Source organism: Aliidiomarina sedimenti (assembly GCF_003986955.1).
In the GTDB taxonomy this organism is placed as follows: Bacteria; Pseudomonadota; Gammaproteobacteria; order Enterobacterales; family Alteromonadaceae; genus Aliidiomarina; species Aliidiomarina sedimenti.
Window position 1 is genome coordinate 347,914 of record NZ_PIPN01000003.1, and the last position, 25,133, is coordinate 373,046.

17 protein-coding genes are annotated in these 25,133 nt (G+C 49.2%); 12 read left to right on the plus strand and 5 right to left on the minus strand.

Annotation, left to right across the window (positions count from 1 at the left end):
* Positions 1-225: 225 nt before the first annotated feature.
* The 12 genes from CWE12_RS08595 (at position 226) to CWE12_RS08650 (ending at position 16,290) form a co-directional block, all read left to right on the plus strand.
* The gene (locus tag CWE12_RS08595) at positions 226-1,299 is read left to right on the plus strand and encodes a glycosyltransferase (RefSeq protein WP_126789283.1); all 1,074 of its coding nucleotides are present in this window, start codon (positions 226-228) and stop codon (positions 1,297-1,299) included.
* Entirely contained in the window at positions 1,296-2,441 is a 1,146-nt protein-coding gene (wecB, locus tag CWE12_RS08600; protein ID WP_126789284.1) for a non-hydrolyzing UDP-N-acetylglucosamine 2-epimerase, read from the plus strand. Before CWE12_RS08595 ends, wecB begins: the two co-directional genes overlap by 4 nt.
* Before the next feature lie 58 nt (positions 2,442-2,499).
* Positions 2,500-3,492 carry a hypothetical protein gene (locus tag CWE12_RS08605; protein WP_126789285.1) on the plus strand — a complete coding sequence of 331 codons (993 nt, stop codon included), beginning with the start codon at positions 2,500-2,502 and terminating at the stop codon, positions 3,490-3,492.
* A 128-nt stretch (positions 3,493-3,620) separates the two neighbouring features.
* The gene (locus CWE12_RS08610; protein ID WP_126789286.1) at positions 3,621-4,361 is read left to right on the plus strand and encodes a glycosyltransferase family 2 protein; all 741 of its coding nucleotides are present in this window, start codon (positions 3,621-3,623) and stop codon (positions 4,359-4,361) included.
* A 3-nt stretch (positions 4,362-4,364) separates the two neighbouring features.
* On the plus strand, positions 4,365-5,321 hold the full coding sequence (locus tag CWE12_RS08615; RefSeq protein ID WP_157981951.1) for an NAD-dependent epimerase/dehydratase family protein: 957 nt from the start codon (positions 4,365-4,367) through the stop codon (positions 5,319-5,321).
* 25 nt (positions 5,322-5,346) lie between these two features.
* Positions 5,347-5,898 carry a sugar transferase gene (locus CWE12_RS08620; RefSeq protein WP_126789288.1) on the plus strand — a complete coding sequence of 184 codons (552 nt, stop codon included), beginning with the start codon at positions 5,347-5,349 and terminating at the stop codon, positions 5,896-5,898.
* A gap of 13 nt (positions 5,899-5,911) precedes the next feature.
* Positions 5,912-7,855 carry a nucleoside-diphosphate sugar epimerase/dehydratase gene (locus CWE12_RS08625; protein ID WP_126789289.1) on the plus strand — a complete coding sequence of 648 codons (1,944 nt, stop codon included), beginning with the start codon at positions 5,912-5,914 and terminating at the stop codon, positions 7,853-7,855.
* Between the two features lie 52 nt (positions 7,856-7,907).
* Positions 7,908-10,670, plus strand: coding sequence for an SLBB domain-containing protein (locus CWE12_RS08630; RefSeq protein ID WP_241984177.1), 2,763 nt, complete (start codon positions 7,908-7,910; stop codon positions 10,668-10,670).
* Positions 10,671-10,710: 40 nt separating this feature from the next.
* Positions 10,711-12,159, plus strand: a complete 1,449-nt coding sequence (locus CWE12_RS08635; RefSeq protein ID WP_157981952.1) for a capsule assembly Wzi family protein — start codon at positions 10,711-10,713, stop codon at positions 12,157-12,159.
* Positions 12,160-12,321: 162 nt separating this feature from the next.
* Complete coding sequence (locus CWE12_RS08640; protein WP_126789292.1) at positions 12,322-12,627, plus strand: hypothetical protein; 306 nt, start codon at positions 12,322-12,324, stop codon at positions 12,625-12,627.
* Between the two features lie 90 nt (positions 12,628-12,717).
* Positions 12,718-13,383, plus strand: coding sequence for a YjbF family lipoprotein (locus CWE12_RS08645; protein WP_241984178.1), 666 nt, complete (start codon positions 12,718-12,720; stop codon positions 13,381-13,383).
* Between the two features lie 3 nt (positions 13,384-13,386).
* Complete coding sequence (locus tag CWE12_RS08650; RefSeq protein WP_126789293.1) at positions 13,387-16,290, plus strand: YjbH domain-containing protein; 2,904 nt, start codon at positions 13,387-13,389, stop codon at positions 16,288-16,290.
* Between the two features lie 272 nt (positions 16,291-16,562).
* On the opposite strand, the gene CWE12_RS08655 is transcribed toward CWE12_RS08650, so the two are convergent.
* From CWE12_RS08655 to CWE12_RS08675, 5 genes are all read right to left on the minus strand, one after another.
* Positions 16,563-19,607 carry an InlB B-repeat-containing protein gene (locus CWE12_RS08655; protein ID WP_126789294.1) on the minus strand — a complete coding sequence of 1,015 codons (3,045 nt, stop codon included), beginning with the start codon at positions 19,605-19,607 and terminating at the stop codon, positions 16,563-16,565.
* Positions 19,608-19,617: 10 nt separating this feature from the next.
* Positions 19,618-20,313, minus strand: a complete 696-nt coding sequence (locus CWE12_RS08660) for a hypothetical protein (protein ID WP_126789295.1) — start codon at positions 20,311-20,313, stop codon at positions 19,618-19,620.
* 235 nt (positions 20,314-20,548) lie between these two features.
* Entirely contained in the window at positions 20,549-23,563 is a 3,015-nt protein-coding gene (locus CWE12_RS08665; protein ID WP_126789296.1) for a zinc metalloprotease, read from the minus strand.
* A 10-nt stretch (positions 23,564-23,573) separates the two neighbouring features.
* Positions 23,574-24,269 (minus strand): hypothetical protein, encoded by a 696-nt coding sequence (locus CWE12_RS08670; RefSeq protein WP_126789297.1) that lies wholly within the window; start codon positions 24,267-24,269, stop codon positions 23,574-23,576.
* A gap of 201 nt (positions 24,270-24,470) precedes the next feature.
* Positions 24,471-25,043 carry a hypothetical protein gene (locus CWE12_RS08675; protein ID WP_126789298.1) on the minus strand — a complete coding sequence of 191 codons (573 nt, stop codon included), beginning with the start codon at positions 25,041-25,043 and terminating at the stop codon, positions 24,471-24,473.
* Between the last annotated feature and the right edge of the window lie 90 nt (positions 25,044-25,133).

Genomic DNA, 25,133 nt, shown 5'->3' on the forward strand with positions numbered 1-25,133 from the left:
ACGAATAAGATAAAAAGCAAGTAAATCTGGCTTTTCTTTTTGCGCTTATTCTTTATTTATTAGTCACTAATGATTTAGAGTTGCTTTCTCATCTAGGTATAACGTAATTAACTTTATTTGTCAGCTGACAAAGCATGTAAAACTTTAAAGTTAAAATGTGTTGTTACTGATTTTTTATATTTATTAGTCTGCATTAGATTAGTATGTCTGGCTAACGGGTATTTTATGAAACGAATTCTAGTTCTATCACAAGCTTATCCGTCTAAAGACGCGTTGTATAGTATGGCTTATGTACATAGTCGGAATATAGAATATGTGCGTAGAGGTATCGGAGTCGATGTCCTATCATTTTCTAATTCACACGATTATGAATTTGAAGGTATCAATGTTCTAGGCTCTGGCTCAAAAATAGATTTTAACTTATATGATGCAGTAGTATCTCATGCGCCAAATATTAGAAGCCACTATTTATTCTTTGTACGGAACTTAAGTAAAATAAAATCATTAACGATATTTTTTCATGGTCACGAAGCTCTCAAAATAAATCAGTACTACCCTAAGCCGTTTAGTTGGAATAACTCTAAGACTATTAAAAGTACGGTATTGCAAAAATTTTACGATTCAATGAAACTTAGGTTGCTAAAAGGACTCCTGCGTAAAGCTAACGTAAAAGTCATTTATGTAAGTGAATGGATGCGTCAAGCTGCATTGAGCTGCATGAACATTCCAAGCTCGTACAAAATTGATCAAGTTGTTATAAATAACGCAATAAATAATAGTTTTTATACCTCTGAATATAGACCTACAGATAAACTCGCTGATTTCGTCACTATAAGGCCATTTGATGAGCCTAAATACGCGGTCGACTTAGTTGTAGCTCTTGCTAAGTTCAATCCCGATTATAGCTTTCACCTCTATGGTTCAGGTAAGCTATTCGAATTCATTGACAAGCCCAATAATCTTGAGGTTTTTAATCATTTTGTTGAACAAAAAGATATACCGAGTCTGCTTAATAGATATAGGGCTGCAGTAATGCCGACCCGCTTGGATGCACAAGGTGTAATGATGTGTGAAATGGCTAGCTATGGAGTTCCTCTGATTATATCAGATTTGCCGGTCTGCAGAGAAATGCTTAGCGAATTTGATAATTGTATATTTGTTAACAACGCAGGGTTTAGCTCACTTAATATAAGTAGCCTTAAGTTGACCCCCCTAAAAGACAGAAGTGTTGTGGAGAAATTTTCCCCTTCGACGTTAGCCCAAGAAGAATTAAACTTTATATTGAGTGATATTGTATGAAGATGATACTTATTATATTCGGGACACGTCCTGAAGCAATCAAAATGGCTCCGGTGGTTCACGCGTTGGCTGAATGCAATGAGTTTGAAGTAAAGGTAGCAGTAACGGGCCAACATAGAGAAATGCTCGATCAGGTATTACAACTTTTTGAGGTTACTCCTGACTATGATTTAGATATAATGAAGCGAGGTCAGGATTTAAGCGATATTACTAGTCGTATTTTGCTGGGATTGAAACCTGTTCTCCAGGAGCTGACGCCTGATCTCGTTCTAGTTCACGGTGATACTGCAACCTGTTTCGCATCTTCGCTAGCAGCTTTTTATCACAAAATTCCAATCGGGCATATCGAAGCAGGGCTGCGAACTGGAGATATATATTCTCCTTGGCCTGAAGAAGCTAATCGTTGTTTGACAGCTCGTTTGAGCACTTTGCATTTTTCGCCGACAGTTAAGAATGCGGATAGCTTGCGTCATGAAGGTATATCTAATGAAAATATTTTCGTTACAGGTAATACTGTTATTGATGCTCTTCACATTATCACTGAAAAAATTCAGTCTTCGGTACAGCTGAAGAATGAAATCAAGTCAAACCTTCTAGGTTCCGGGTTATCTTTAGACGTTGACAGTAACCAATATGTCCTGATTACAGGACATCGCAGAGAGAACTTCGGTCTCGGATTTGAGAATATCTGCAACGCTATTAGCCAATTAGCTCATAAGAATCCACACATTCACTTTATCTATCCCGTTCATTTAAATCCCAATGTCTTGGAGCCTGCCCGCAGGTTATTGGGAAATATCGCCAACGTACATTTGATCGACCCGTTAAATTACGAAAGCTTTGTTTATTTAATGAAAGCCAGCTATTTAGTACTAACAGATAGCGGCGGAGTTCAGGAGGAAGCTCCGGGGATGGGCAAGCCAGTTTTGGTGATGAGAGAAACAACAGAACGACCAGAGGCCGTGGAAGCCGGAACGGTAAAACTTGTGGGCACGAATGTCGTTGATATAGTTTTAAATGTTCAAAATTTACTAGATGATCAAGCCCTCTACAGCTCGATGAGTCAAGCATCGAATCCCTACGGTGATGGTAAAGCTAGCCAAAGAATTACCGATACCATTCGCCAGTTTTTTGATAATTAGCCCATGTGCAGGAACGGTTTAAGCTACAAAAACGGGGTTGTAAACGGATTATTTAACTGTGTTTGAATACGCCGAGCTTATTATATATTTGCTTATTGTACTAATCGCTTTTTGGTTTGCCATTGCACCGCATCCAAGTATGTCGAATGGTGTTAAGTTTCTACTGTATGTATTTGTTTCGTCTTGTCTATCCATCGTTGTTCGCTTATCGGGCTTTGATATCGACATAGCTACTTATGCAGACTCTATGCGATTCGAATCGATTTCGTTTTATTACTTGAGGGAACCTGTAGTTTGGTTTGGTCAGCGATATTTGTACTCGGTTTTGCAATCGGACGTTCTGGTATTTATTTTATTTGATGTGTTTTTATTAATTTGCGTTTATGCTTCATTTACAAAATACCGTCTTCCATACTATGCCTTCTATGCTTTTCTAGTTTTTTTCCCATTTATTATGGGGATGCAGAACGTCTATCGACAATGGGTGTCAGCCATTTTCTGTTTACTCGCTTTTTCATATGTATTCAGTAATGGGTCATTCACGAAACGCTATGGCCTTTATACGTTAGCTGGACTATCTCATAATGTAGCAGGGCTTTTTCTAGCTCCCTTGTTTTTAATGTCCAAATCGTTTTTAGAGCGTGCCGCAGGATTTGTTGTTCTAGCTCTTACTCCGCTCTTAATATTATTTGCAGCCGGGAGTAAGTCTGCTGCTTCTACAGGAGAAAATCTAGTTGTCGCCTATATAGCATTGCTCGTTGTTATGGTCATTTTTATGATCCTGTCTACTCGATTAAGAGTCAATCGACATAATAGAAAGTCCTTGGGTATAGCTATCTTTAGCATTTATTTAGTATTTATTTCTTCCGTGATACTGACCTCAACTGGGGCGGAAAGAGTCGGGCTTTTTTCTTTGGTTTTAATCTACCCTCATCTTGTTTTATTTATCGAGCGATATTATCGGCAAGCTTTCTTATTAAGAGCTTGTCTAGTTGTATTTGGGTTTGCTCCTATTTTAATATTTGGTGTGAGGCAATTTATCGTTCCTTAGGGTGATAATCCCTTGGGTGTAATTTTATAATTAGTTGCAGTTATTAGTTTATACAATATGAGATTCTTTACATCAACGTCCTATGCCAATTAATCCAGAATTTCATCATCTAGGTTGAATATCAAGTTATGAAAGTATCGATAGTAACTCCGGTTTATAACGCCTCTGCGACAATAGAGCGGTGCGTTAAATCAGTCACGGTTTCTGAGGAATTTGAGATTGAACATATCGTCGTGGATGACGGTTCTACTGATGATACCTACGATGCATTAATCAGGCTGGCTTCCGCTATACCTCATCTCCGAATTATACGCCAGAATAATGCTGGAGCCGGTGCTGCACGTAATTTAGCCATTGAGAAGGCTACCGGTAAGTATATTATGTTTCTTGATGCTGATGATTATTGGTTAGAGAATAAGTTGAGTTCCCAAATTCGATTTATGGAAGAGCATAGCGTGGAACTTTCTTACGGCGATTACTGGATCGAATTTGAAACAGGTAAGCGCACCCTTTTTTCCGCTCCAGAAAGTCTCAAATATAAAGATATCCTTACGTCATGTCCTATAGGTTGTTTAACGGTCTGCTATAATCGTGAGTCATTAGGGCGAGTATACATGCCGAATTTAAGGCAAGGTCAGGATTGGGCTACTTGGCTGCTTATACTTAGAAAAGGAGTGGTTGCCACTAAGTACCCGGGTATTCTCGCTGTTTATACGGTGAATAGTAATTCGTTGTCCAGCAATAAATTTAAGAAAGCACTTAATATTTTTAACATCTATAGAGATGTAATTGGCGAAGGTGTTTTAAAAAGCTTTTTATACACCTTGATTCATAGCGTCAAGGTTTTACGTGCTCGTAAGAGGGGCTAGTTGGTGAATGTACTAATAACAGGAGCTACGGGGTTTATAGGGTCTGCTTTGAAAAGAGAGCTCGAAAGTCACAAAGGAATCTATGTGATTGGAACCTCACAATCTAAAGCTAATGATTCTATAGTTAAGATTGGGTTAGAGGATAAGAACTGGAATAGTGTATTACAAAACGTAGATGTAGTAATTCACTGTGCTGCGTTGGCTCACGTTCCCTTAGAGAACGATATTTATTTTCGAGAAAAAGTTAAGTCAATTAACGTTTTAGCTCCTTGTGATATTGCCAATCAGGCCAAAAAAAATGGAGTTAAAAGGTTTATTTTTCTGAGTTCTGTTAAAGCTCTTGCAGACTCCACGACGAATAACTTTAAACTTTCCGTTGCTAGCGAATACCATCCCGAAGATTTGTATGGTGAATCGAAACGGGATGCGGAAATTGCTTTGAAGAATGAATTATCTAATTCTGACATGGATTTAGTCATTGTTCGCCCGCCGCTTGTTTATGGTCGGGGTGTTAAAGGGAATTTTAGATCTTTAATGAAGTTGGCTGATCGTAATATACCTTTACCATTTAAATCTGTTTCAAATAGACGTAGTTTAGTTTCAGTAGATAACTTAGTTGATTTGATTGTTACATGTGTTAAGTATCCTTCGTCTTTAAATGAAACCTTCTTAGTGAGCGATGATCACGATGTTTCTACGAAAGAACTACTAGAAACTTTAACCCAGGCTTACGGTAAAAAGCCAAGGTTGTTACCGTTTCCAGTGTCAGTAATGCGCGTTATTGCGGGTCTGTTAGGTAAGAAGCCAGTAGCTGACAGGTTGTTCGGAAACTTACAACTGGACATTAGTTATACCAAGCAAACTCTTAACTGGCAGCCACCAGTACCCTTTGAGCAAGCGATACGGGATTGTGTTAAAACTGATCCGGACACGCTAAATCAAAACAATGTCACCAGCTAGTTAAGCTATAGGATAGTCTTTCACAATGATAAGATTACTTGATTTCATTTTTTCGCTGTTGGGGCTTTTAGTCGGGTTCCCTGTTTTACTTGTTCTGTTTGTAATCGGCCTGTTCGATACTGGCTCTCCGGTTTTTCGACAGGAGCGGGTAGGGCGGAATAAGCGCGCTTTTACGTTGGTTAAGTTCCGCACCATGAGTAAAGACACAGTCAGCGTTGCGAGTCATTTGGCCAGTACTGCGTCTATTACCAGGTTCGGTCACTTTTTACGCCGCACAAAGCTGGATGAACTTCCTCAACTTTGGAACGTCTTAAAAGGCGAAATGAGCCTGGTCGGTCCCCGGCCTGGGCTATTTAATCAGGAAGAGCTGACGCAAGCCCGTGAACAGCATGGTGTCTTCAAGGTGCGGCCTGGTATTACCGGGTTGGCGCAAGTTAACGAAATTGATATGTCGACACCGGAAAAGCTGGCGCAAGTTGACGCAGAAATGATAAGAACAATGAACCTGAAGAATTATTTCAAATACATCCTGATGACGGTTTCCGGCAAGGGTTCCGGGGATCGGGTACGTAAGTGATAAGAAGAACAACATGATACGACGCCTCTTTTCGCTTCCACGCGAGACCAAACGTGCAGTCTCGCTGGTTATTGATGTCATTGCCCTGCTATTCGCCTATCTTTTCGCGTTGTCAGTGCGCTATGAAACCTGGTATTTGCCGCCGGATGCCGACGTATGGGGCGCCATTATTATTGCCATTGTAGTTTCTCTGGGCTTATTCGCTAAGTTTGGGCTCTACCGGGCGGTTGTACGCTATATGGCGCTTTCCGCGTTGATGACGGTTTTCTTTGGTGTGGTTTCTTCCAGTGTAGTGCTGGCGTTAGCGGTGTACTTTCTTGGTGCATCGGTTCCTCCCAGTGTGATAGTTAACTACACCCTGATGTCGCTGGTACTGATTGGCGGCCTTCGTTTGTTAATGCGCGCTCTTTATGAACAACATGCGAATAAGCGAAAAGAACGGGTGATTATTTACGGCGCCGGCTCGGCAGGACGGCAGTTAGCACAGGCTATTAGCAACGGGGCCGAGTACCACCCGGTTTGTTTTGTTGATGATGACACTACCTTGCACGGTTCAACCATGCTCGGCCTTCGCGTACGTAGCCCAAATGAACTGGCTCACTGCATCGACGAGTGCGAAGCGGGCCGAGTGTTGCTGGCTATGCCGCGTATTTCACGTGCACGGCGTAAACAAATTCTTGATTTTCTTGAACCCTTAAAAGTCCAGGTGCAAACGGTGCCGGGCATGGCAGATATGGTTGACGGCAATGTCTCAATAGACGACCTTCAGGACGTCAATATTGAAGACCTGTTAGGCCGTGACCCTGTGCAACCTCGACAAGCGCTGATGAACACCAATATTCGTGGTAAACGGGTGCTGGTGACCGGCGCAGGCGGTTCGATAGGGGCCGAGCTTTGTCGGCAAATTACCCGGTGTGAACCCGAGACCTTAGTACTGGCGGAAGTGTCAGAGTTTAATCTGTACCGGATCGAGCGTGAACTTTCTCAGGCTATTGCCGAGGGGCAATTGATGGTTCAGCTGCGGCCGGCGCTTTGTTCAGTGCAGGATCGCAAACGCCTGACCGAGCTGATGCAGATTTTCAAAATCGATACGGTTTACCACGCTGCGGCGTATAAGCACGTACCTATTGTTGAATACAATATTGTAGAAGGCGTGCGAAACAACGTATTTGGGACCTGGAACGCTGCTGAGGCGGCTGCGACTGCAGGGGTGTCGGATTTTGTTCTGATATCGACTGATAAAGCGGTGCGCCCGACCAATGTGATGGGCGCTACTAAGCGCATGTCTGAGCTGGTTTTACAGGCTCTGGCAAAACGCGAAGAAGGTAAACGTGACCAGCAGCCAGAGGGAAACCATGTTACTTTTTCGATGGTTCGTTTTGGCAATGTGCTGGGCTCATCTGGTTCTGTGGTGCCGTTGTTCCGCGAACAGATTATCAACGGTGGCCCGGTGACGGTGACCGACCCCGAAATCACCCGCTATTTTATGACCATTCCTGAGGCCGCACAGCTGGTGATTCAGGCCGGAGCTATGGGCAGTCTGACTGCGCGCGAGCTGAAGAACAACGGTGGCAGCGTATTCGTACTGGACATGGGCGAACCAGTTAAAATTGATTACCTGGCGCGCAAACTGATCCGCCTGATGGGCCTAGAGGTTAAAGACCAAAATAATCCGGAAGGTGATATTGAGATTACCTACAGCGGTTTACGCCCCGGCGAAAAGCTTTATGAAGAATTACTGATTGGCGATAACGTGCAACCGACTGATCACCCTCGGATAATGACGGCCTGCGAGGCTGACTTACCCTGGGCGGATGTAAAAGAGATACTGGAACTACTGGACAGTTATTGTCATACGCTTAAAATACGCGACATTCATGACTTATTACAACGCGTCCCGCTGGGCTTTACGCCTTCAAGCGGGATCAACGATTTGCTTTGGCTGGCGCAGGATTAGTCGGCTGCAGGATTTGAATACGGGAATTGAACATGGGAACGGGAGCATGCAGGTGAAGTTTGGATATTTAGTTGGAGCGGCAGGTAAGACTATCGCTGCGGTTGGAATTACTGCTGCGTTAACGTTGGGAGCCTTTGGTTCAGGGTTGCTGTTGCCTTCCTCTGCCTATGCGCAAGCAACACCAAGTCAGGCTCAAATCGAACAGCTGCGGGCATTGCCGCGTGAACAGCAGGAGCAACTGGCGCGTCAGTTTGGTGTTGATACTGAAGCACTGCAGTACCTGGGGCAGGATGAACGTGACACCCAGGAACCGGTACCAGACGACGAACCCGTTACCCAAGACCGCAGCACACAACAAGGACAAGCACGGGGAACCTTGTTGCCCAACGAGGTCGAAGCCCAGTTTGATTCCCTGGAAAGCAAACTTGAGCATTTCGGTTATGACATGTTTGCTGGTGAACCTAGTACCTTTGCGCCGGTGACAGGAACACCGGTGCCGTCCAGTTATATTATTGGCATTGGCGATATGGTGCGGGTGCAGCTGTTTGGTCAGCGCACTGTGTATCATTACCTTGCAGTCAACCGTGAAGGCTATTTGATTATTCCTGATGTTGGTCAGGTGCAGGTGGCAGGGCTTACCTATAGCTCGATGCAGGAGCTGATTAAACATACTGTTGAAGAACGTACCATAGGCCAGCAGGTCGCGGTATCGATGGGTGCAACCCGTTCAATTCAGGTATACATTGTGGGCGAATCCCATAAGCCGGGTGCTTATACGGTGAGTTCGTTTGCGACGGTAAGCCAGGCGCTGCATGTCAGCGGTGGTTTTTCAGATATTGCTTCGCTGCGTGACGTGCAATTGGTGCGCGGTGGCGAGGTGGTGACCAATTTTGACCTGTATGACCTGCTGATAAAAGGCGATAGTTCGGCGGACCGTATTCTGCAAAATGGCGATGTGATTTTTATTCCGCCACGCGGCAACACGGTCGCCGTTGAAGGCGAAGTAAACCGCCCTGCGATTTATGAAATTAAGGGTGATGAAACCTTTGCCGACCTGCTCGAATTTGCCGGTGGTGCCAAGCCTGATGCCTATATGGGCGACGTAACCGTACGCCGTGTAAGCGAAGGGCGCCGCAGCGTACGCAACCTGGATTTAAGTGACGAGTCGACATTGCAGGCGGATGTTCAGGGCGGTGATCATATTGTGCTGCGTACGACGCCGGAAACCGTTGATGATGCGGTGATGCTGGTTGGTGCAGTAAACCGCCCGGGCCGCTATGAATGGCAACCGGGTATGCGCATTAGTGACATGCTGAAAAGTAGCCGCCATGACCTGCTTGAATACGCTGATTTAAGTTATGGCCTGGTAGTTCGTGAAGAGGGCACCCGCCGACGGCTTCAGGTATGGCAGTTCGATGTGGCCAATGCGATAGAGGGCAAGGCTGAAGATGACCTTGAGTTGAACGAGCGTGACTATGTATTGATTTTTAGCCGTTACCAGACAGAAGAGGAAGAGCGGCAGAATATTTCAGATTTGTCACTGACCCAGGATGAGCGTCGTCGGGCTGAACGCCGTCGCAGCCTGGATGCCTATCGTCAGGCTTATATCGAAGGCATGACCCAGGTTAATGCAACTGTTAACACCGAGAGCAGCAACGGCGGTGAAGTGCCAATCCGTGAGTTGTTTGGTACCCCGGACGATGACGACGCAATCAGCCCGGAAGAGCTGGCTGAATATTCGCGTGACCGTATGCTGGAACCACTGATGCAACGCCTGCAACGCCAGCGCACCGAGCGCGGCAATACACCGTTTGTTTATGTGGCTGGGGAAGTAAACCATCCGGGCGTCTATCCTCTGGTGCAGAATGCGACAGCGCGTAGGCTGGTAGCAGCTGCTGGTGGTCTGCGTGATTCTGCTTATCTGCAGCGTGCAGAAATCACCCGGATTAACCTGGACGCCGGTGAAGCAGAAACTGAATACAAAGCTTTTGATCTGATGGATGTGATTCTGGGCAACCGCGACATTGAACTGCAGGGTCGTGACCGGTTAAATGTGCTGAGCATCCCTGAGTGGCAGAACACCTATGAGGTTACGCTGCGCGGTGAGGTTAGGTTCCCGGGAACTTACGCTATTCGCCGTGGCGAGGACTTAAGCGCCTTGATTGAGCGCGCCGGTGGTTTTACTGACTTTGCTTTCCTGGAAGGGGCGGTTTTTACTCGCGAGGAGTTAAGAGAGCAGGAACGTCGCCGGATGACGATGCTGGCTGAAGAGCTGCAACGGGAAATTGCCAGCAACTCGATTACCGGTACCGGGGGCAGTAACCAAAGCTATGACCAGATGCGGACCTTGCTGGCGGATCTAATGTCGGTTGAACCAGTAGGTCGCTTGATTGTTGACCTGCCGAGAATTCTTAACGGTCAAAGCCAGGCGGGCGACATCCAGTTGAAAGACGGCGATGTGCTGCATGTGCCGTCGCGGATGGACTCGATCAGCATTATGGGTGAAGTGCAGATGGCGACGTCGTACCGCTTTGACCGTGACCTGACCGTGACCGATTACATTAATATGAGTGGTGGTACCAAACAGAAAGCTGATACTGATCGCATATACGTGGTAAGGGCAAACGGTGCGCTTGAGCCGCACCGGCAACGTCGTGGCTGGTTCAGCACCAGTGGCTCGGCGCAGCTAAGACCAGGTGACGCGATTGTCGTACCGCTGGATACCACCTATACCGAGAACCTCGAGTTGTGGTCACAGGTTACTGGTATTATTTATAACTCGGCTGTCGCTCTTGCTGCTATCAATGGTATTTAAAAGCGTAGCTCTGGTTAGTTGTTGAGGCATGGATTGTGCTATGAAGTTCGCTCGCAATGGGTTGATGGCTATTATACTTGCAGGCCTGAGCGGCAACTTTGCCGCCCACGCCGGGCCGTGGATTGACGCTGACGATGTGTATTTGCGTGCCAGTATTCAGCAACTGGCAGATGCTGGCTTTTTACGTGGCCATGTAACGACCTACCCGCTGATGTGGAGTGGTATTGCCCGCGATATGAGCGGGATTGATGTCAACTGGCTAACCGACGACCAGACGCTTGCTTATTACCGCATTCGCTCAGCGCTGCAGTTCGCTCAGCAGCCGCGAATTAACGGGATTAAGCTGAGCGCTAACAGTGACGAGTATCGCCAGCAGAGCTTTGCCGATACGTACCGTGAGAACGGTGCATTGCAGTTTTCACGCACCTTCGTCAATGCACACAGTGCGGGCCGACTGCGAACCAGCTTTAGGGCTGGCAGCAGTGATGGTAAAGATTACACTTTTGAGGGCAGTTACCTCGCTACGACCCTGGGTAACTGGGCGGTTAGCATAGACCAGATGCCAGTGTGGTGGGGGCCTGGGCAGGACAGTGCATTAGCTCTGTCCACCAATGCGCAACCCATTCAGGCGCTGCGGGTTAACCGATTGCAGGATGACCCTTTTCAGTTGCCCATTTTAAGCTGGGCCGGACACTGGCATGCGACGGCCTTTATCGGCCGTACTCAGTCCGCTGGCCCTTTGGGCGACAGCGAAATAGCCGGTGCGCGGTTAACCACACGTCCGTTTTCAGCCTTGCAGCTGGGGATGAGCTACACCCAGCAATGGGGCGGCTCTGGTGGGGATTTCGGTGGAGGTACTGGCGCACAAAGCGATGTCGATTACGGTCAGCAGCGCAATAGTTTAGTCGCTGCCGATGCGCGGATTGCCTTGCCTTACGCAGTGGCGATTTATGGTGAAGTGGCACGACGGGCAGGCGATTCAAAACAGGTGTCTGACGCGGCCGTGCTGATTGGGGCAGACCATTACCTGACCTTTAGCGATAATTTACACCAGCTGTTCCTTGAATACGCCGACGTGCCCGCCTACTTTTATGATGACGAGGTTGATCCGCAGGGGTATCGTCGCTGGCAGGCAAGTATGGGAGCAGGGCAGGACCAGGATGTAAGTTCGATAAGCTTGGGTTACCGCTTTCAACTGGCTGACGGCACGGCCTGGCGGATTACACTGCGGCAACAGAATTTAGGTTCCAGCAATCGCTTAATGGCGGTGCAACATGCGGAACAGAGTGCAGTTGCGAACGATATGTTTGAAGTAAATCGGCAGCAACTTGATATTAGTTACCAGACGGCACTAGGCGAGACTTTATTTACCCTTGCTGGCACATTTTCGAGGGATGAGATTAAGACCCGCGCCAGCGCTGCCGATAACCTGATTGCTACTACTGAAAATGACTTAACTGTGCGTGCTGCATGGGAATTTCGGTATTGATGCCGTGTAAAATAAAGGTTGATCTTTTTGGGGTAGCCCCATAGTATGAGTGCTAGTTGCTTATGAATCGATCGGATTTTGGCTCACTGGATGAGTTCAGGGTCCACGCGGTAAGTAATCAGCGATACATGTATCTGTAATCTCTAGAGTGAGGTATTTAATATGAAAAAAGTAAGTTTGGCAGTTGCTGCCGCATTAGGCCTGGCAATCAGCCCAGTAATGGCGCAAGACGCTGGTACTGCTGGTGATGAAGCCGCTACTTCTGGTGCTGGTGGAATGAGTACTACCGCAATGGTAGCAATCGGCGCTGGCGCTGTTGCTGCTGTAGCGATTTTGGCTGACAGCTCGTCTTCTGAGCCAGTTGTTGATGGCGACGATGACGACGATGATGACGACGACACGTCAACTGTTACCGTAACTGGTACTGGCACCAACACTTACACAATTACTGTTCCTGTTTCTAACTAAGCAGACGCTGTACAGTTTTTAGTGTTTTAAATACCGCCTCCGGGCGGTATTTTTGTTTGATGTTATCGCAATTTTAACCCGAGCAAACCGATGCCTTTTAAAATTTCTTCTCTTCGCTACCTGGCTATGGCAGGCCTTGTAACCGCTATAGTGGGTTGCACTGCTGTGACCGAAGAAACCCGTGCCACTCTCGAGTATGCCTTTAGCAAACCTGATGACGTGCAGCTTAGTGCTGACGAGATTAATGACTTTCCTTATACCGCTTTATATGCGAAATGGGACGACAGTGCGCAAATTTTGATCGTATTGGGCTACATTGATAGCGGCGAGTACAACTGGGTAAGCGCTGACCGCGAGACAATGGTGACTGTCAATGGGCGGGTAGTCCGGACAGCCGGGGTCGACTATGAACTTATGGCGGTATCAAATTTGAGTCAGGACCCGCTGCAATGTGTGGTCACTGCCCCTGCAAACTGTGCGCTTAGCTGGCAACGTCAAATTGATATAGGCACCGAGGACAGCCGCTACACACGTTCGGTGCGGTCTGAATTCAGAATTCTTGGTGACGAAGTGTTGCAGTTACCCTCGGGTGAGTACCAGGTTACCCGTGTTGAAGAGCATGGAACCATAGGTAGCCAGAAGTTTCATAATACGTTCTGGATAGAAGCCGATGGTCATGTTGTGAAAAGCCGTCAGCTAATAGTTCCGGAACGGAAGTTGCTGGAATTAACACAAGTAAAATGGGTAGGGCGCTAGTAGATGTCAATATTGTCTTTTTTAGTGGCGAGTAGCGTCACCGTGCAGTTAAACGATACCTACCAACTCGAATTCAGTGAAGCTGTGCGGCTTAATCAGGTACTGAGCCAGTCGATGCAGCTACTCGGGGCGCAGAACGAGCGGGCACAAGGAGCAACTGGTGCGGTCAACGTATACTGGCCTGCAGCCCGTATTGCGAATACCAGCGATAGCCATGCTCAGGAGATGAAAGATTCGATTTTAAGTGAGCTGGTGTTACTGCAAAGCTATTGGCGAAGCCGTGGCGCAGAGACTAGAGCTGAAAGTGCTGCAAAGCTAGCCGCGCAGATCGAGCGTTTAGAGGTTGCCACACAACCCTACGGGCAAATTGACCTGGCGTTAAGCCGTCAGTTTATTGCTCATAACCCGTTGTTGCAGGCTGCTTCTTATCAATTGATTTTACCTCAGCGCAGTGATGCTATTTTGATGCTCGGCGCTGTGAGCGAACCTGGTTATGTGTCGTTTGCAGCGGGTGCTCCGGTAAGCCAGTATTTACATACTGCAAAACAAAACGGGTTGTTGCTGCAAGGGCACGACAACAATCAAGCGGTGGTGGTGCGAGGTGACGCCCAACACCAGGTGGATTGGGCCTACTATAACCGTGATGGGTTTGAAGCTCAGCCAGGTGATATTGTTTGGACTCCTCTGCGAGGGTTACCACGCCGTTTTTCCAACCTGAATGATGATATTGCTGCATTGCTAAAGCATTTTGTGGCTTATAACGCGAATGCTCATGACAGAAACTCTTTTGACAACGATCGAGTGGCCCGGCCTGGGGTGAGCGAGTTGCTTCAGCCTGAGGCTGCCGTAAGCGAACGACACTGGTCGCGGCTAGATTATCGGCCGAGCCGGACCCACGATGGTGGAGCTGGTTTATTGCAGACGCCGACGGCGCGGATGTTTGATGAAGGTGAAATCAGTCTGACCTATTCCGATATGGAAGAGTACTACCGTTACTCCGCGACGCTGCAAGTATTACCATGGATGGAAGCAACAGGTTTTTACGTTCGCTTCCCCAACCGATTGTATAGCGATGTACCTGATTTTAGCGGAAGCACGATTTTAACCGACAAGGGTTTCGACGTGAAATTTCGTCTGTGGCAGGAAAGCTATTGGTTGCCGGAAGTCTCAGTTGGGTTACGTGATTTCGCGGGGACCGGTATTTTCGATGCGGAATATATAGTGACGAATAAGCGTTTTGGTGCTTTTGATTTCAGCTTAGGAGTGGGCTTTGGCCGTTTAGGTACCCGGGATAATATATCGAACCCGCTTTGTGAGCTAAATGATGAGTATTGTCGCCGGCCCGGTGGTTTTAGCGGAGGCGGCGGCTCGTTCGAATATGACAAGTGGTTTAAGGGTAACGCAGGACTATTTGGTGGCGTCGAATGGCAAAGCCCGTGGCAGCCACTTCGGGTTAAGGTTGAGTACAACAGCAATGATTACTCAGAAGACCGCGCCGGTGTGCCTATTGAAGCGCAAACTCCTTGGAATATCGGCTTGAATTATCGGGTGACCGACTGGCTGGATGTGCAGGCAAGCTATGAACGTGGCGATACCCTAATGATGAATTTCACCCTCAGTACAAACTTTAACACCATGCAGCAGGCGCGGGTTGAACCTCGTAAAGTCGAGCCTGGTGTAGTTGAAGTGGAACGAGTTGAAGATGTTGACTGGGGTGAGGTGTCACGTAAATTACGGCGTAACTATGCACTGGCGAACAGCCGTTTTGCGCTGGAAGGCGACAATACCCTGCGGGTGTTCTCACGCCCGCGGCGTTACCGCGACTATAATGAGAACCTTGACCGTGCAGCACGTATTCTGGCTGACGAGGTACCTGATAGCATTACCACCTATGACATTGTTGACACCCAGTTTTTTGAACCGAGTATCAGTACCCGCATAGATGCTGAAGCATTCAAAGCACGAATTCGTTACCAGGACGAGCAGGGGCCTGAGGAAGTCAATGAGTTGTTTGTACGCAGTGATGCAGAAGACTATCCGGAGAACGACGAGGACTGGCTGTATAACCCGGATTTTCGTTTTGGTACTGGCTATGGTGCTAAACCGTTCTTCAATCAGGACTTTGGTAGCCCGGAAACCTTCCATGTTTATCAGCTTGGTATTACCGCCTTTGCGCGACGCTGGTTGAATCCGAATCTGGAGTTATTTGGAGAGCTTGGTTTTAACATAGCCAATAACTACGACAAGTTTAACTACGTGAGCGATCGTCTGGATGACTTACCGCCAGTGCGTACCGATGTGCGTCGCTATATACAGAAGGATGTCTGGCTGGATAGCGCTCAGGCTACTTACTATACCCAGTTAACCAATAGTCTGTATGCGATGGCTTACGGTGGTTATATTGAACGTATGTTTGGTGGCGTAGGCCTGGAAATGGTGTATCGGCCACTCGACCAACCTTGGGCGGTTGGTTTTGATGTTAACCGTGTGCGGCAGCGTAATTACACAGGTGGTACTGGCTTCCTAGATTATGAAGTCACTACCGGCTTTGTCAGTCTTTACTACCAGATGCCGTGGCTGGAAGACACCACCATGCAGCTGGACTTTGGTCGCTTTCTTGCAGGTGATGACGGGGTCAACGTAACTTTCATGAAACGCTTTGAGAGTGGGGTAACGGCTGGCGCCTTTGCCGCCTTTACTGATGTGTCGTCTGAGGAATACGGGGAAGGCAGCTTTACTAAAGGCTTCTTTATTAATATTCCGTTTGACCTGATGTCAGTGCGGCCAACCCGCCAACGCGTGGGTATGACCTGGATACCGTTAGCCAGAAATGGTGGACGCCAGCTAATGCGCCGTGCGCGCCTGTACGACTCGCTTGATGAACGCTCGCCGTTCTGGAACCGCTAACCTCCCGCATTCAACGATCGAGCGCGGGGCTTGAACATTGAATTGAGGCAGGCATTCAATTAAAAACCCGCTTCAGCCCAGGCTGAAGCGGGTTTTTTGTATCTGGAGATAGGATTCAACGATCAAGCCCCGCGCTTGAATCTTGAATCTGTACGCGTCACTTATTATTCGATGTATAGGCGGTGCGTTGAAGCAAAAAAAAGCCCCTGGTAGCAGTACCAGGGGCTTTCTGTTATTTCGACTAACGTTATGTCAGGTCTTTAAGCTAACTACTACAGCTGAACCCGCAGTACTTCTTTCCCTTGATACAGGACCTGAACGTCGCGGATGTCATAGGCTGGCAGACGCACGTTGAAGTAACCGTTGGTTTGGCTGTCGTTTTCAGACGTTTGCTCGATGGCAAAGTTGCGCTCGAATGTCTGGCCGTTGCTGTCGGTGGCGATCATTACGAAAGGTCCGTAGTTTTCACGACCGGCTGGCTGGCTCAGTTCAGAGTGACTGAGTACCCGGCTGTTGCCGTTCACCTGGTCAATGACACCACTGACGTAGGTGCTGTAGGTTGGTTGCGATAAAACTGTGCTATCGAACGCCTGCGCTGCGGTGAACGGTTGTGGTGCATTGATTGCCAGGTAATCTTGTGCTTTCTCGTAGACCCAGTCTGAGATTAAGCGAGGCGAGCAATAGCTCATGAGATCTTTGGCGAGGTCTGGGGTGTAGAGTTGACTATGGTCATAATTAATGAAAATACTACCCATCTGGTCTGTCGGGTAGGGGTAATTCATCTCAATCTGTTCAGGGCTACCACAGTCAATGTGACCCAGGCTAAAGTTGTGGCCTAGTTCATGAGCAAAGGTGTTAAGATTTGAATCCCAACTAACACCAACCAGCCCGGAAATGAAGGCTACGCCTGAAGCATTTTTATTATTCAGGGCTTCGATATCAAAAAAACCGTGATAATAGTGCTGAGCGCCTTCCTGAGTGTGAAGATCACGCAAGTTGTAGAGTATATCCAGGATAGCGATATCGCCGCCGGCGTCTGAAACGATAACCGGGCTACGGCGTTCAATTTCCACTTCGCCGACCGGCCAGTATGTCTTTATGGTTTCAGCCAGTTCTTCGTCAGACGGGATAGTTGGAGCGACTCCGTTTACAACCATTGGTACGATAGTGATGGAGAGAGTCGTCGGGTCGGCAAAGGCCGGTTCAGCTGTATAAATCAGGTCACCGTCGAGAGTAAAATCGATTTCCAGGCCTTCTTCCATAAATTGGGCCGGGATTATCAGTTGATAACCAGAACCTCCGTCTTCATAAACAGGCTCGGCAGGAATTGATGCAGGTGTTGTGAAATTACCATTTGCAACAGGTGAACCATTCAGGCGTAGCTCTGCAGTCATAGGAAGCGCAGTCGGTTCGCCATCGGCAATCACGTGAGCCCGCAGCATAGCGCTGCGACCAGGCACCAGATATGGGTTAGTTTTAAAGACGGTCTGTCCCCACTCAACGGCGGCCAGGCGCAATTGCGTGCTGTCGTTCGTACTAACTACTTCCTTGGTAAGACCAACTTTTATCGGATCAGGAAATAGCCCGTCATTGAGGTACATATCGACCGTCTGCACGTCAAAGTCGACAGTCATGGTTTCATTACCAATCGTACCGCAAGTCGGTATCTCAGCATCAGCAATACGCGGTTGCTGCTTGTGCAGATTGTAGTGAAGCTCGCACGAGACATCACCGTGATTATCGAAAAGCATCCAATCTACGCTAAGCTGGTCGGCATTGAGGGTGGCATTGAAAAGATCACCGAGATTATTATAGTAATCATCAGGAAGCGGACACATGTCCCAATTTGAACGGCTACCGATATTGGTATGAACACCGAAGCCTTCCAGATTATTTTTGGCGTTCTGAGTTACCGGTTGCTCGAGACTGGCACAGCCACTTACGCTAAAACTCGCTTCAGGCCGGTGGACGAGCCCTGAATCCAGTGCCGGGCGAATATCAAGAACGCCTGTATTGCTTAAGTTTAGCGTAGTCAGATGGCTATACGTATGCATGAAATCGATACGCTCAAGGCCCCGGCTGTTGCTTAAATTCAGGGTTCTAAGCTCAGACAGCGGACTAAGGGCGCTCTCGTAATCGCTCTGCGATGCTTCAAAAAAGGTTAATTCCAGATGTTGCAGTGGCATCGCTTTGAGCGGCTCGAGATCTGCCGGGCCGCTGTACTGAATTTTCTCGACTTTAAGTGTAGTCAACGGCAGCGTAGCTAAAGGAGCCAGGTCTGCTGCCAGGGTGCGGAACGAGAGTGAGGTCAGGTCGAGGGCCGCCTGAATACCATCCAGGTCAAGCACTACGGCGGGGCTGTTAAGCAGATCGACAGATTCTACTGAAGCGACCATTGCTGCGGTCATATGCTCTTCTGGTTCAATGCTCAGCGCGTTGCGGAACGCTCTCACCATGTGGTTGCTGGCAAAACTATGCTCGTCTGCAGCAAGAAACAGGGCAGAGAAGTGACAGTTGTCGAAGACGGTAATGGTGACTGAATTTCCGTCCCGTTCGAAATCGCAACTTGCTGAAGACGGCTGGAAGCGAACAAGCTCACGGCCCTCGCCAAATGCTTCAAGGTTAACCGTGACCTTTTCGCCGTAGCTGAACGCGTCTGTGCTGCGGTAGTTGCCGTCAAGCTTAGCCCGGCCGTTGACGATGTCTGCACTGATTTCGTAGCCGGCAGAGGACCCTGGAGGCGTAATAGTAAGAACCAGATTACAGTCCTTTAAGATAGGTGCCGTGGTCAGGGTAAAGTTAATGTTATTCTGTTCGGTTGCCGTATCAATCTTGCAACCTGAGCTGCTGTTCAGGGTCCAGCCAGGACCTGGCATGGTTAATTCGAAGGTTTGTTCTTTGTTGTAGTCAACGGTTACTGACTCGGGGCTGATAGTGGGCATATTATCAGCGCTGACCTGATGGTCTCCGAAGTCAAATTCTGTGGTCAGTTCAAGGGTTCGGGTCTCGAATGATGCCGTGACCTGACAGTCAGCGTTTACTTCCGCGATGTTATAGGTGCCGCCGCTTAACTGGCCGTTACACCCTGAAACCTGGGCAATTTGATAGCCGGTCAACGGGTCGATAGTAAAGCTGGTGGACTCACCCGCGTTAACGGTTCGTTGTTCGGGTGAGATTGAGCCACCCTGGCCTGCAGAGGTTGTGACGGTGTAACTGGTGGAACCACCATCATCGTCTCCACCGCCGCCGCAAGCGACGAGGGTAAGGGCCAGCGTCGAAGCCAGTATGGCTCCCAGTAAAGGTTTAGTTGTGTACATAAGGTCTCGCTTAGCGGTTAGATTTGAGCTGTACTGCAAACACAGGGTTGCGAAGGTTAATTCGCAGTTGTGCGTGGTTTTCTTCGATAGGATCGACACATAACGGGCTGGAGGTGGATTGCTGCTGTAATTGCAGTCGACCCTGCTCGCTGACGGTCAGTAGTGAGGCCTGTTCAAAAAGCTGATCAGGCCAGGTTAAACAAAGCTGGTTTTGTGCGCTGTGCACGGGGGTTGACTCAGTTGTGAGTTTCACCGTCGGCAGCCATTGCCCAATTGCAGGGAGTGGATGCTCGTTTTCGATGATCTGCAGCTGGGTGTCGTTTTTATATAGGGTGAGCTGGCGAACTGGTAAGTCAGCCTGTGCGACCGCCAGGGTAAAATGCGACGGGCCTGTTGCCACCTCGTTGACAGTGACTGGCTGCCGTTCAGTGGCGTCATTAATTCGCACCCAGTACTCGTTATTACCACTATTTGAGCCACTCTCAGTCGCTGCTTGCGATGATTCCAGTAATGGAGTGGCAAGATGCAAGTCCCATTGGTCAGGTGGATTAAAAACGCCACTGATCTGAATGCCGTTGGCTTCGTGTACAGGCGCGAAATCGCTGCTCTGGTCGGTCGCTTCGGTTGGGCTTGAATGAGTACAGGCAGTTAGCACGGCGGTTAACGCACATGCAAGGATCGGTTTAAGAGTCGATTGTGTAGGCATGAATTAATTCCATTTAATTTAGGCTCAGATAATAACCAAATGCCACCCATAAAAGAATAGTTCTTATGCTATAGCTCGTAGCCCGCTAGGATTATGGACAACTAGTAGGTTTCGCAGTGAAATGTAAATTTTGTGTTAATGTTCGGGTGCTGAATTCAACATTCAAGCCCCGCGCTCGATCGTTGAATTCAACATTCAAGCGCGGGGCTTGAATGTTGAATTTGTCGGTGGGAGGCTACAGCTGGACGCGGAGTACTTCTTTGCCCTGATAAAGGATCTGAACGTCGCGAATGTCGTACGCTGGCAGACGGACGTTGAAGTAGCCGTTGGTCTCGCTGGTGCTTTCAGAGATTTGCTCGATAGCGAAGTTGCGCTCGATTTTCTGGCCATTGCTGTCGGTGGCGATCATCAGGAAAGGTCCATAGTTTTCGCGACCGGCAGCCTGGTTCAGCTCGAAGTGGCTGAGAATGCGGCTGTTGCCCTCTACCTGATCAATCACACCACTGATGTAGGTGCTGTAGGTGGGTTGCGACAGGACTGTCGCATCGAATGCCTTAGCTGCATTAAATGGGCGCGGCGGGTTGGCAGTCAGATGGTCCTGGGCTTTTTCGTAAACCCAGTCTGAGGTAAAGCTGGGGTCACAGTAGCTCATCACATCGGCGCGTTGCTCGCTGCCATAAATTTCAGAAAAGTCATGGTTAACGCCAATGCTGCCCATGAATTCAGGTGCGTAAGGGTACTGAACCTCAACGCTGGTTGGTCCGCCGCAATCAATGTGGCCAACGCTGAAATTGTGGCCAAGTTCATGGGCAAATGTCCCCTCTACACCGTAGGGTGAATCCCAGGTGACACCTACCCGGCCAGGACGGAAGGCAACACCTGCAGCGTCTCTGGTATCCAGCGCGTCGATATTAAAGAAACCGTGGTAATAATGCTGAGCACCTTCCTGGGCGTGCAGATCGCGTAACATGTACAGCAAGTCGCGCGCGCCGATTAAGCTATTTGAATCTTCTACTTCAAACTGGCTGCGGCGTTCAATCACGACCTCTCCGATCGGCCAGTATTCTTTGATGGTGCGCGCAAGCTCTTCATTGGAGGGGATGTCCGGAACCACTCCGTCGACAACCATAGGTACTACGGTCAGATAGAGGGTGTTGGGATCGGCAAAGGTTGGCTCGACGGTATAGATCGGGGCGCCGTCCATGCTGATATCGATTTCGAGGCCCTGCTGCATGAACTCTGCCGGTATTTGCAGTTGATAGCTGCCGTCCAGTGAATCAAATACGGGGGCGGCAGGAATTTCGGCAGGTTGATCGAAGTCCTGGTTATCAGACGTGCCACCTAAGCGTAAGGAGGCGCTGACTACTGGCAGGGTCGCGCTGCTATCGGCAATCACGTGGGCGCGCAACAAGGCACTGCGGCCAGGCACAAGGTAGGGATTGGCTTTAAATGTGGTTTGTCCCCAGTCCACAGCGGCTAAACGCAACTGGGTGCTGTCGTTGGTACTGTCCACCTGCGTAGAAGCGAGCTTTACTGGGACAGGAAAGAGTCCGTCATTGATATAGAGGTCTACTTGTTGCACGTCGAGATCGACGGTCAGTGTCTCGGAGCCTGTTACACCGCATGGGGTGATTTCGGCATCCATGACACGCGGCTGCTGCGCATGCAGGTTGTAATAGACCGCGCATGAGACAACGTCGTCGGCATCAGAAGTCCAGTCCAGGCTAAGCTGATCGGTGTTGAGATCAGCGGTCAGGGTGCCGCTATAGTAGTCGCTGGCATCCGGGCACAGGCTCAGATTTGAATTACTACCCACAGACGTACTAACGCCGTCTGTCTCAAGTTCGTCGATGACGTCCTGGGTGACCGGCTGTTCGAGGCTGGCACAGCCATTGACGGTAAAATGGGCAGTCCCCGGGTGGAGGGGCAGGCCTGACTGCAGCACTGGCCGAATATCAACCACGCCGCTCTGGCTAAGCGTTAATGTTTCCAGCTCGGACAGGTGTTCAACGAAATCGATCTTCTGGAGGCCTCGGTTACTGCTTAAATTAAGGGACCTAAGGTCGCTTAACCCACTTAGCAGATCGTAGTCCTGCTGGGTTGCTTCGAAAAAGGTCAGCTGCAGATGGCGCAGCGGCATAGTTTTAAGCGGCTCGAGACTGAGTGGACCGTTGTATTCAACTTTCTCAACTTTAAGTGTTGTCAGCGGGAGCGCGGTTAAAGGAGCAAGGTCCGCCTGGACGGTGCGAAAAGCGAGCGAGGTCAGGCTCTGGGCTGCCTGGATACCGTCGAGGTTGAGTACCACCGATTCATCGGTAAAGAGGTCAACAGAGTCTACTGCCGCTACCAGTGCTTCAGTCAGGTGATCCTCTGGTGCGAGATCCTGCGCATCGCGGAACGCTCTTAGTAGAGAATTGCTGGCGAAGTTGTGCTCGCCTTCGGCGAGGAAAAGAGCGGAAAAGTGGCAATTCCCAAGAACCGTAATGGTGACTGAGGTGCCGTCCTGCTGGAACTCGCAGTTCGTTGCCGAGGGGGTGAAACGGATCAGGTCGCGCTCGCCGACTGGCTGCAGGTCGATCTGAACTTGTTCACCATAGCTGAAGGAGTCGCTGGGGCGTTCAGGCCCCTCGAGATAAGCGTTTCCGTTAGCGATGTCGGCACTGATTTCGTAGCCCTTATTCGGATCCGGTGGTGTGATATCAAGTTCAAGCGTACAGGATCGTAAAATGGGTCTGGTGGTAATGCTGATGTTGGTGCCGGCCTGGATCCGGAACATGCTGACGGGACAGCCTGTGGCGGTGTTGAAGGTCCATTTGTCATCGGGCAGGCGAAGTTCAAAGGTTTGTTGCTGGTTGTAAAGAACGTCGACTGACTCGGGATCGATGGTCGGCAGCATGGCTTCGTTCGGCTGCTGGTCGCCGAAGTTAAACTCTGTGGTCACTGCATACGTCTGGATTTCGAAGGACGCGTTGACCTGGCAGTCCTGAGTTACTTCCGCTATTTCATAGTTGCGACCGCTTAACTGGCCGTTGCAACCGCTGACCTGGTTAATCCGGTAACCGCTAAGCGGATTGATACTGAAGGTGGTTGACTGACCGGCGTTTACGGTTCTCTGTGCGGGGGAAATAGCACCGCCTTCGCCAGCAGAGGTAGTGACGGTATAGCTGGTGGAATCGCCACCACAGGCGGCGAGCGAAAGGGCCAGCGCCGGAGCCAGAATGGCCCCTAGTAAAGGTTTAATTGGAAACATACTGCCTCGCTTAGCGGTTCGTTTTGAGCTGCACTGCAAACATAGGGTTGCGAAGGTTAACTCGCAGCTGCGCATGGCTTTCGTCGGTAGCGTCAATACATACCGGGCTGGAGGTGGATTGCTGTTGTAACTGCAATCGGCCCTGGTCGCTGACAGTCAGTAAGGCTGCCCGCGCGAAAAACTGATCTGGCCAGGTTACACAAAGCTGGCCTTGTTCGCCGTGCTCTGAGGCGGGGACTGAGGCGAGTTTTACCATCGGCAGCCATTGCCCGGCGGCCGGGAGCGGCTGATCGTTCTCAATAACCTGCAGCTGGTGCTGATTGCGATACAGGGTGAGCTGCTGAATGGGTAAGTGACTGTGGCCGACGTCTACAGAAAAATGCATTGGGCCTTTTGAGATGTCGCTGACCGCAACCGGCAGACGTTCAGTGGCGTCGTTAATGCGAACCCAGTACTCATTATGGTTACCAGGAGGGTTGTTCTCAGTCGCTGCTTGCGGCGCTTGCAGTAATGGAGTGGCCAAATTCAGTCGCCACTCGTCTGGTGCCTCGAAAACGCCACTGAGCTGGATACCATGGGCTTCGCTGACTGGCTCGAACGAGGTGCTCTGTTCGGCGGCACTGGTTGACGTTGAATGGGTACAGGCAGTAAGCACGGCAGCTAACACGCAGGCAAGGACTGGTTTAAGGAGCGACTGTTTTGACATGAATTAAATCCATCTAATTTGGCGTCAAATAGTAACCAATAACGCAGCGTAAAAGAATAGGTCATCTGCTATAGCGACTGGTGATTTCGCGGAGTAAGGGGGCTGATAGGATGGGGTGCGCGGCAGGCACGATGCTTTTGTTCGTGCCTCGCTGTCTGCAAAGGACTGTTAGTTATGGACTGTCAGTTAAAAGCTGTGCGTTTAATTGCGTGCTACGCAGCGACCATTTTCAAGTGTCACCTGGGGTTGCGGGGTTACGTCGCACGTGCTCATCATCCCTTCTGCGGCATGCATCATGGCATCCAGCTCGCGGTAGCGCTGGGCGCGCTTTTCCAGATTCGCGATGTCCTCGTCGCTGAGGTCTTTTTGTGAATACACCACATAGCTTTCCGGACCACCGCAGGGCTTGTCGCCAAGGGCAAAGAAGGCGCACTGGTCCTGACTGTCAGCTTCGTTATTGCGGGTGTATGAGGTGAGGTAGGTGCGCAGTTCAGCGTGTTCTTCGGCTTGTTGCTGGGTGAATTCTTGCATTTGGTTACGCCCCTGTATGTCGTTCTCGGGTCTGAGTTCTGAGTCAGCTGGGGCGGGTTGTGCGCTGCGCATGGTGGTTGCGTCGCGCTCACCTGCGGTGCCGGTGTCCTGATCTTCGGCTTGCTGTCGTTGCTGGACCTGTTGGGTAGGGTTGGTTGGGTCGCCTTGCTGATCATCCGGGTCGCTGCAGGCTGTTAAGCCGAGTGCGGTTAACAGGGCAATGGCTAATGCATAATTCTTCATAACGGGCATCCTTTAATGTTGCTGGAAATGGTACTGATCATGTTACTGACTTCATAGAAAGCCATTTAGTGGCAGGCAGAGTTATGCCTT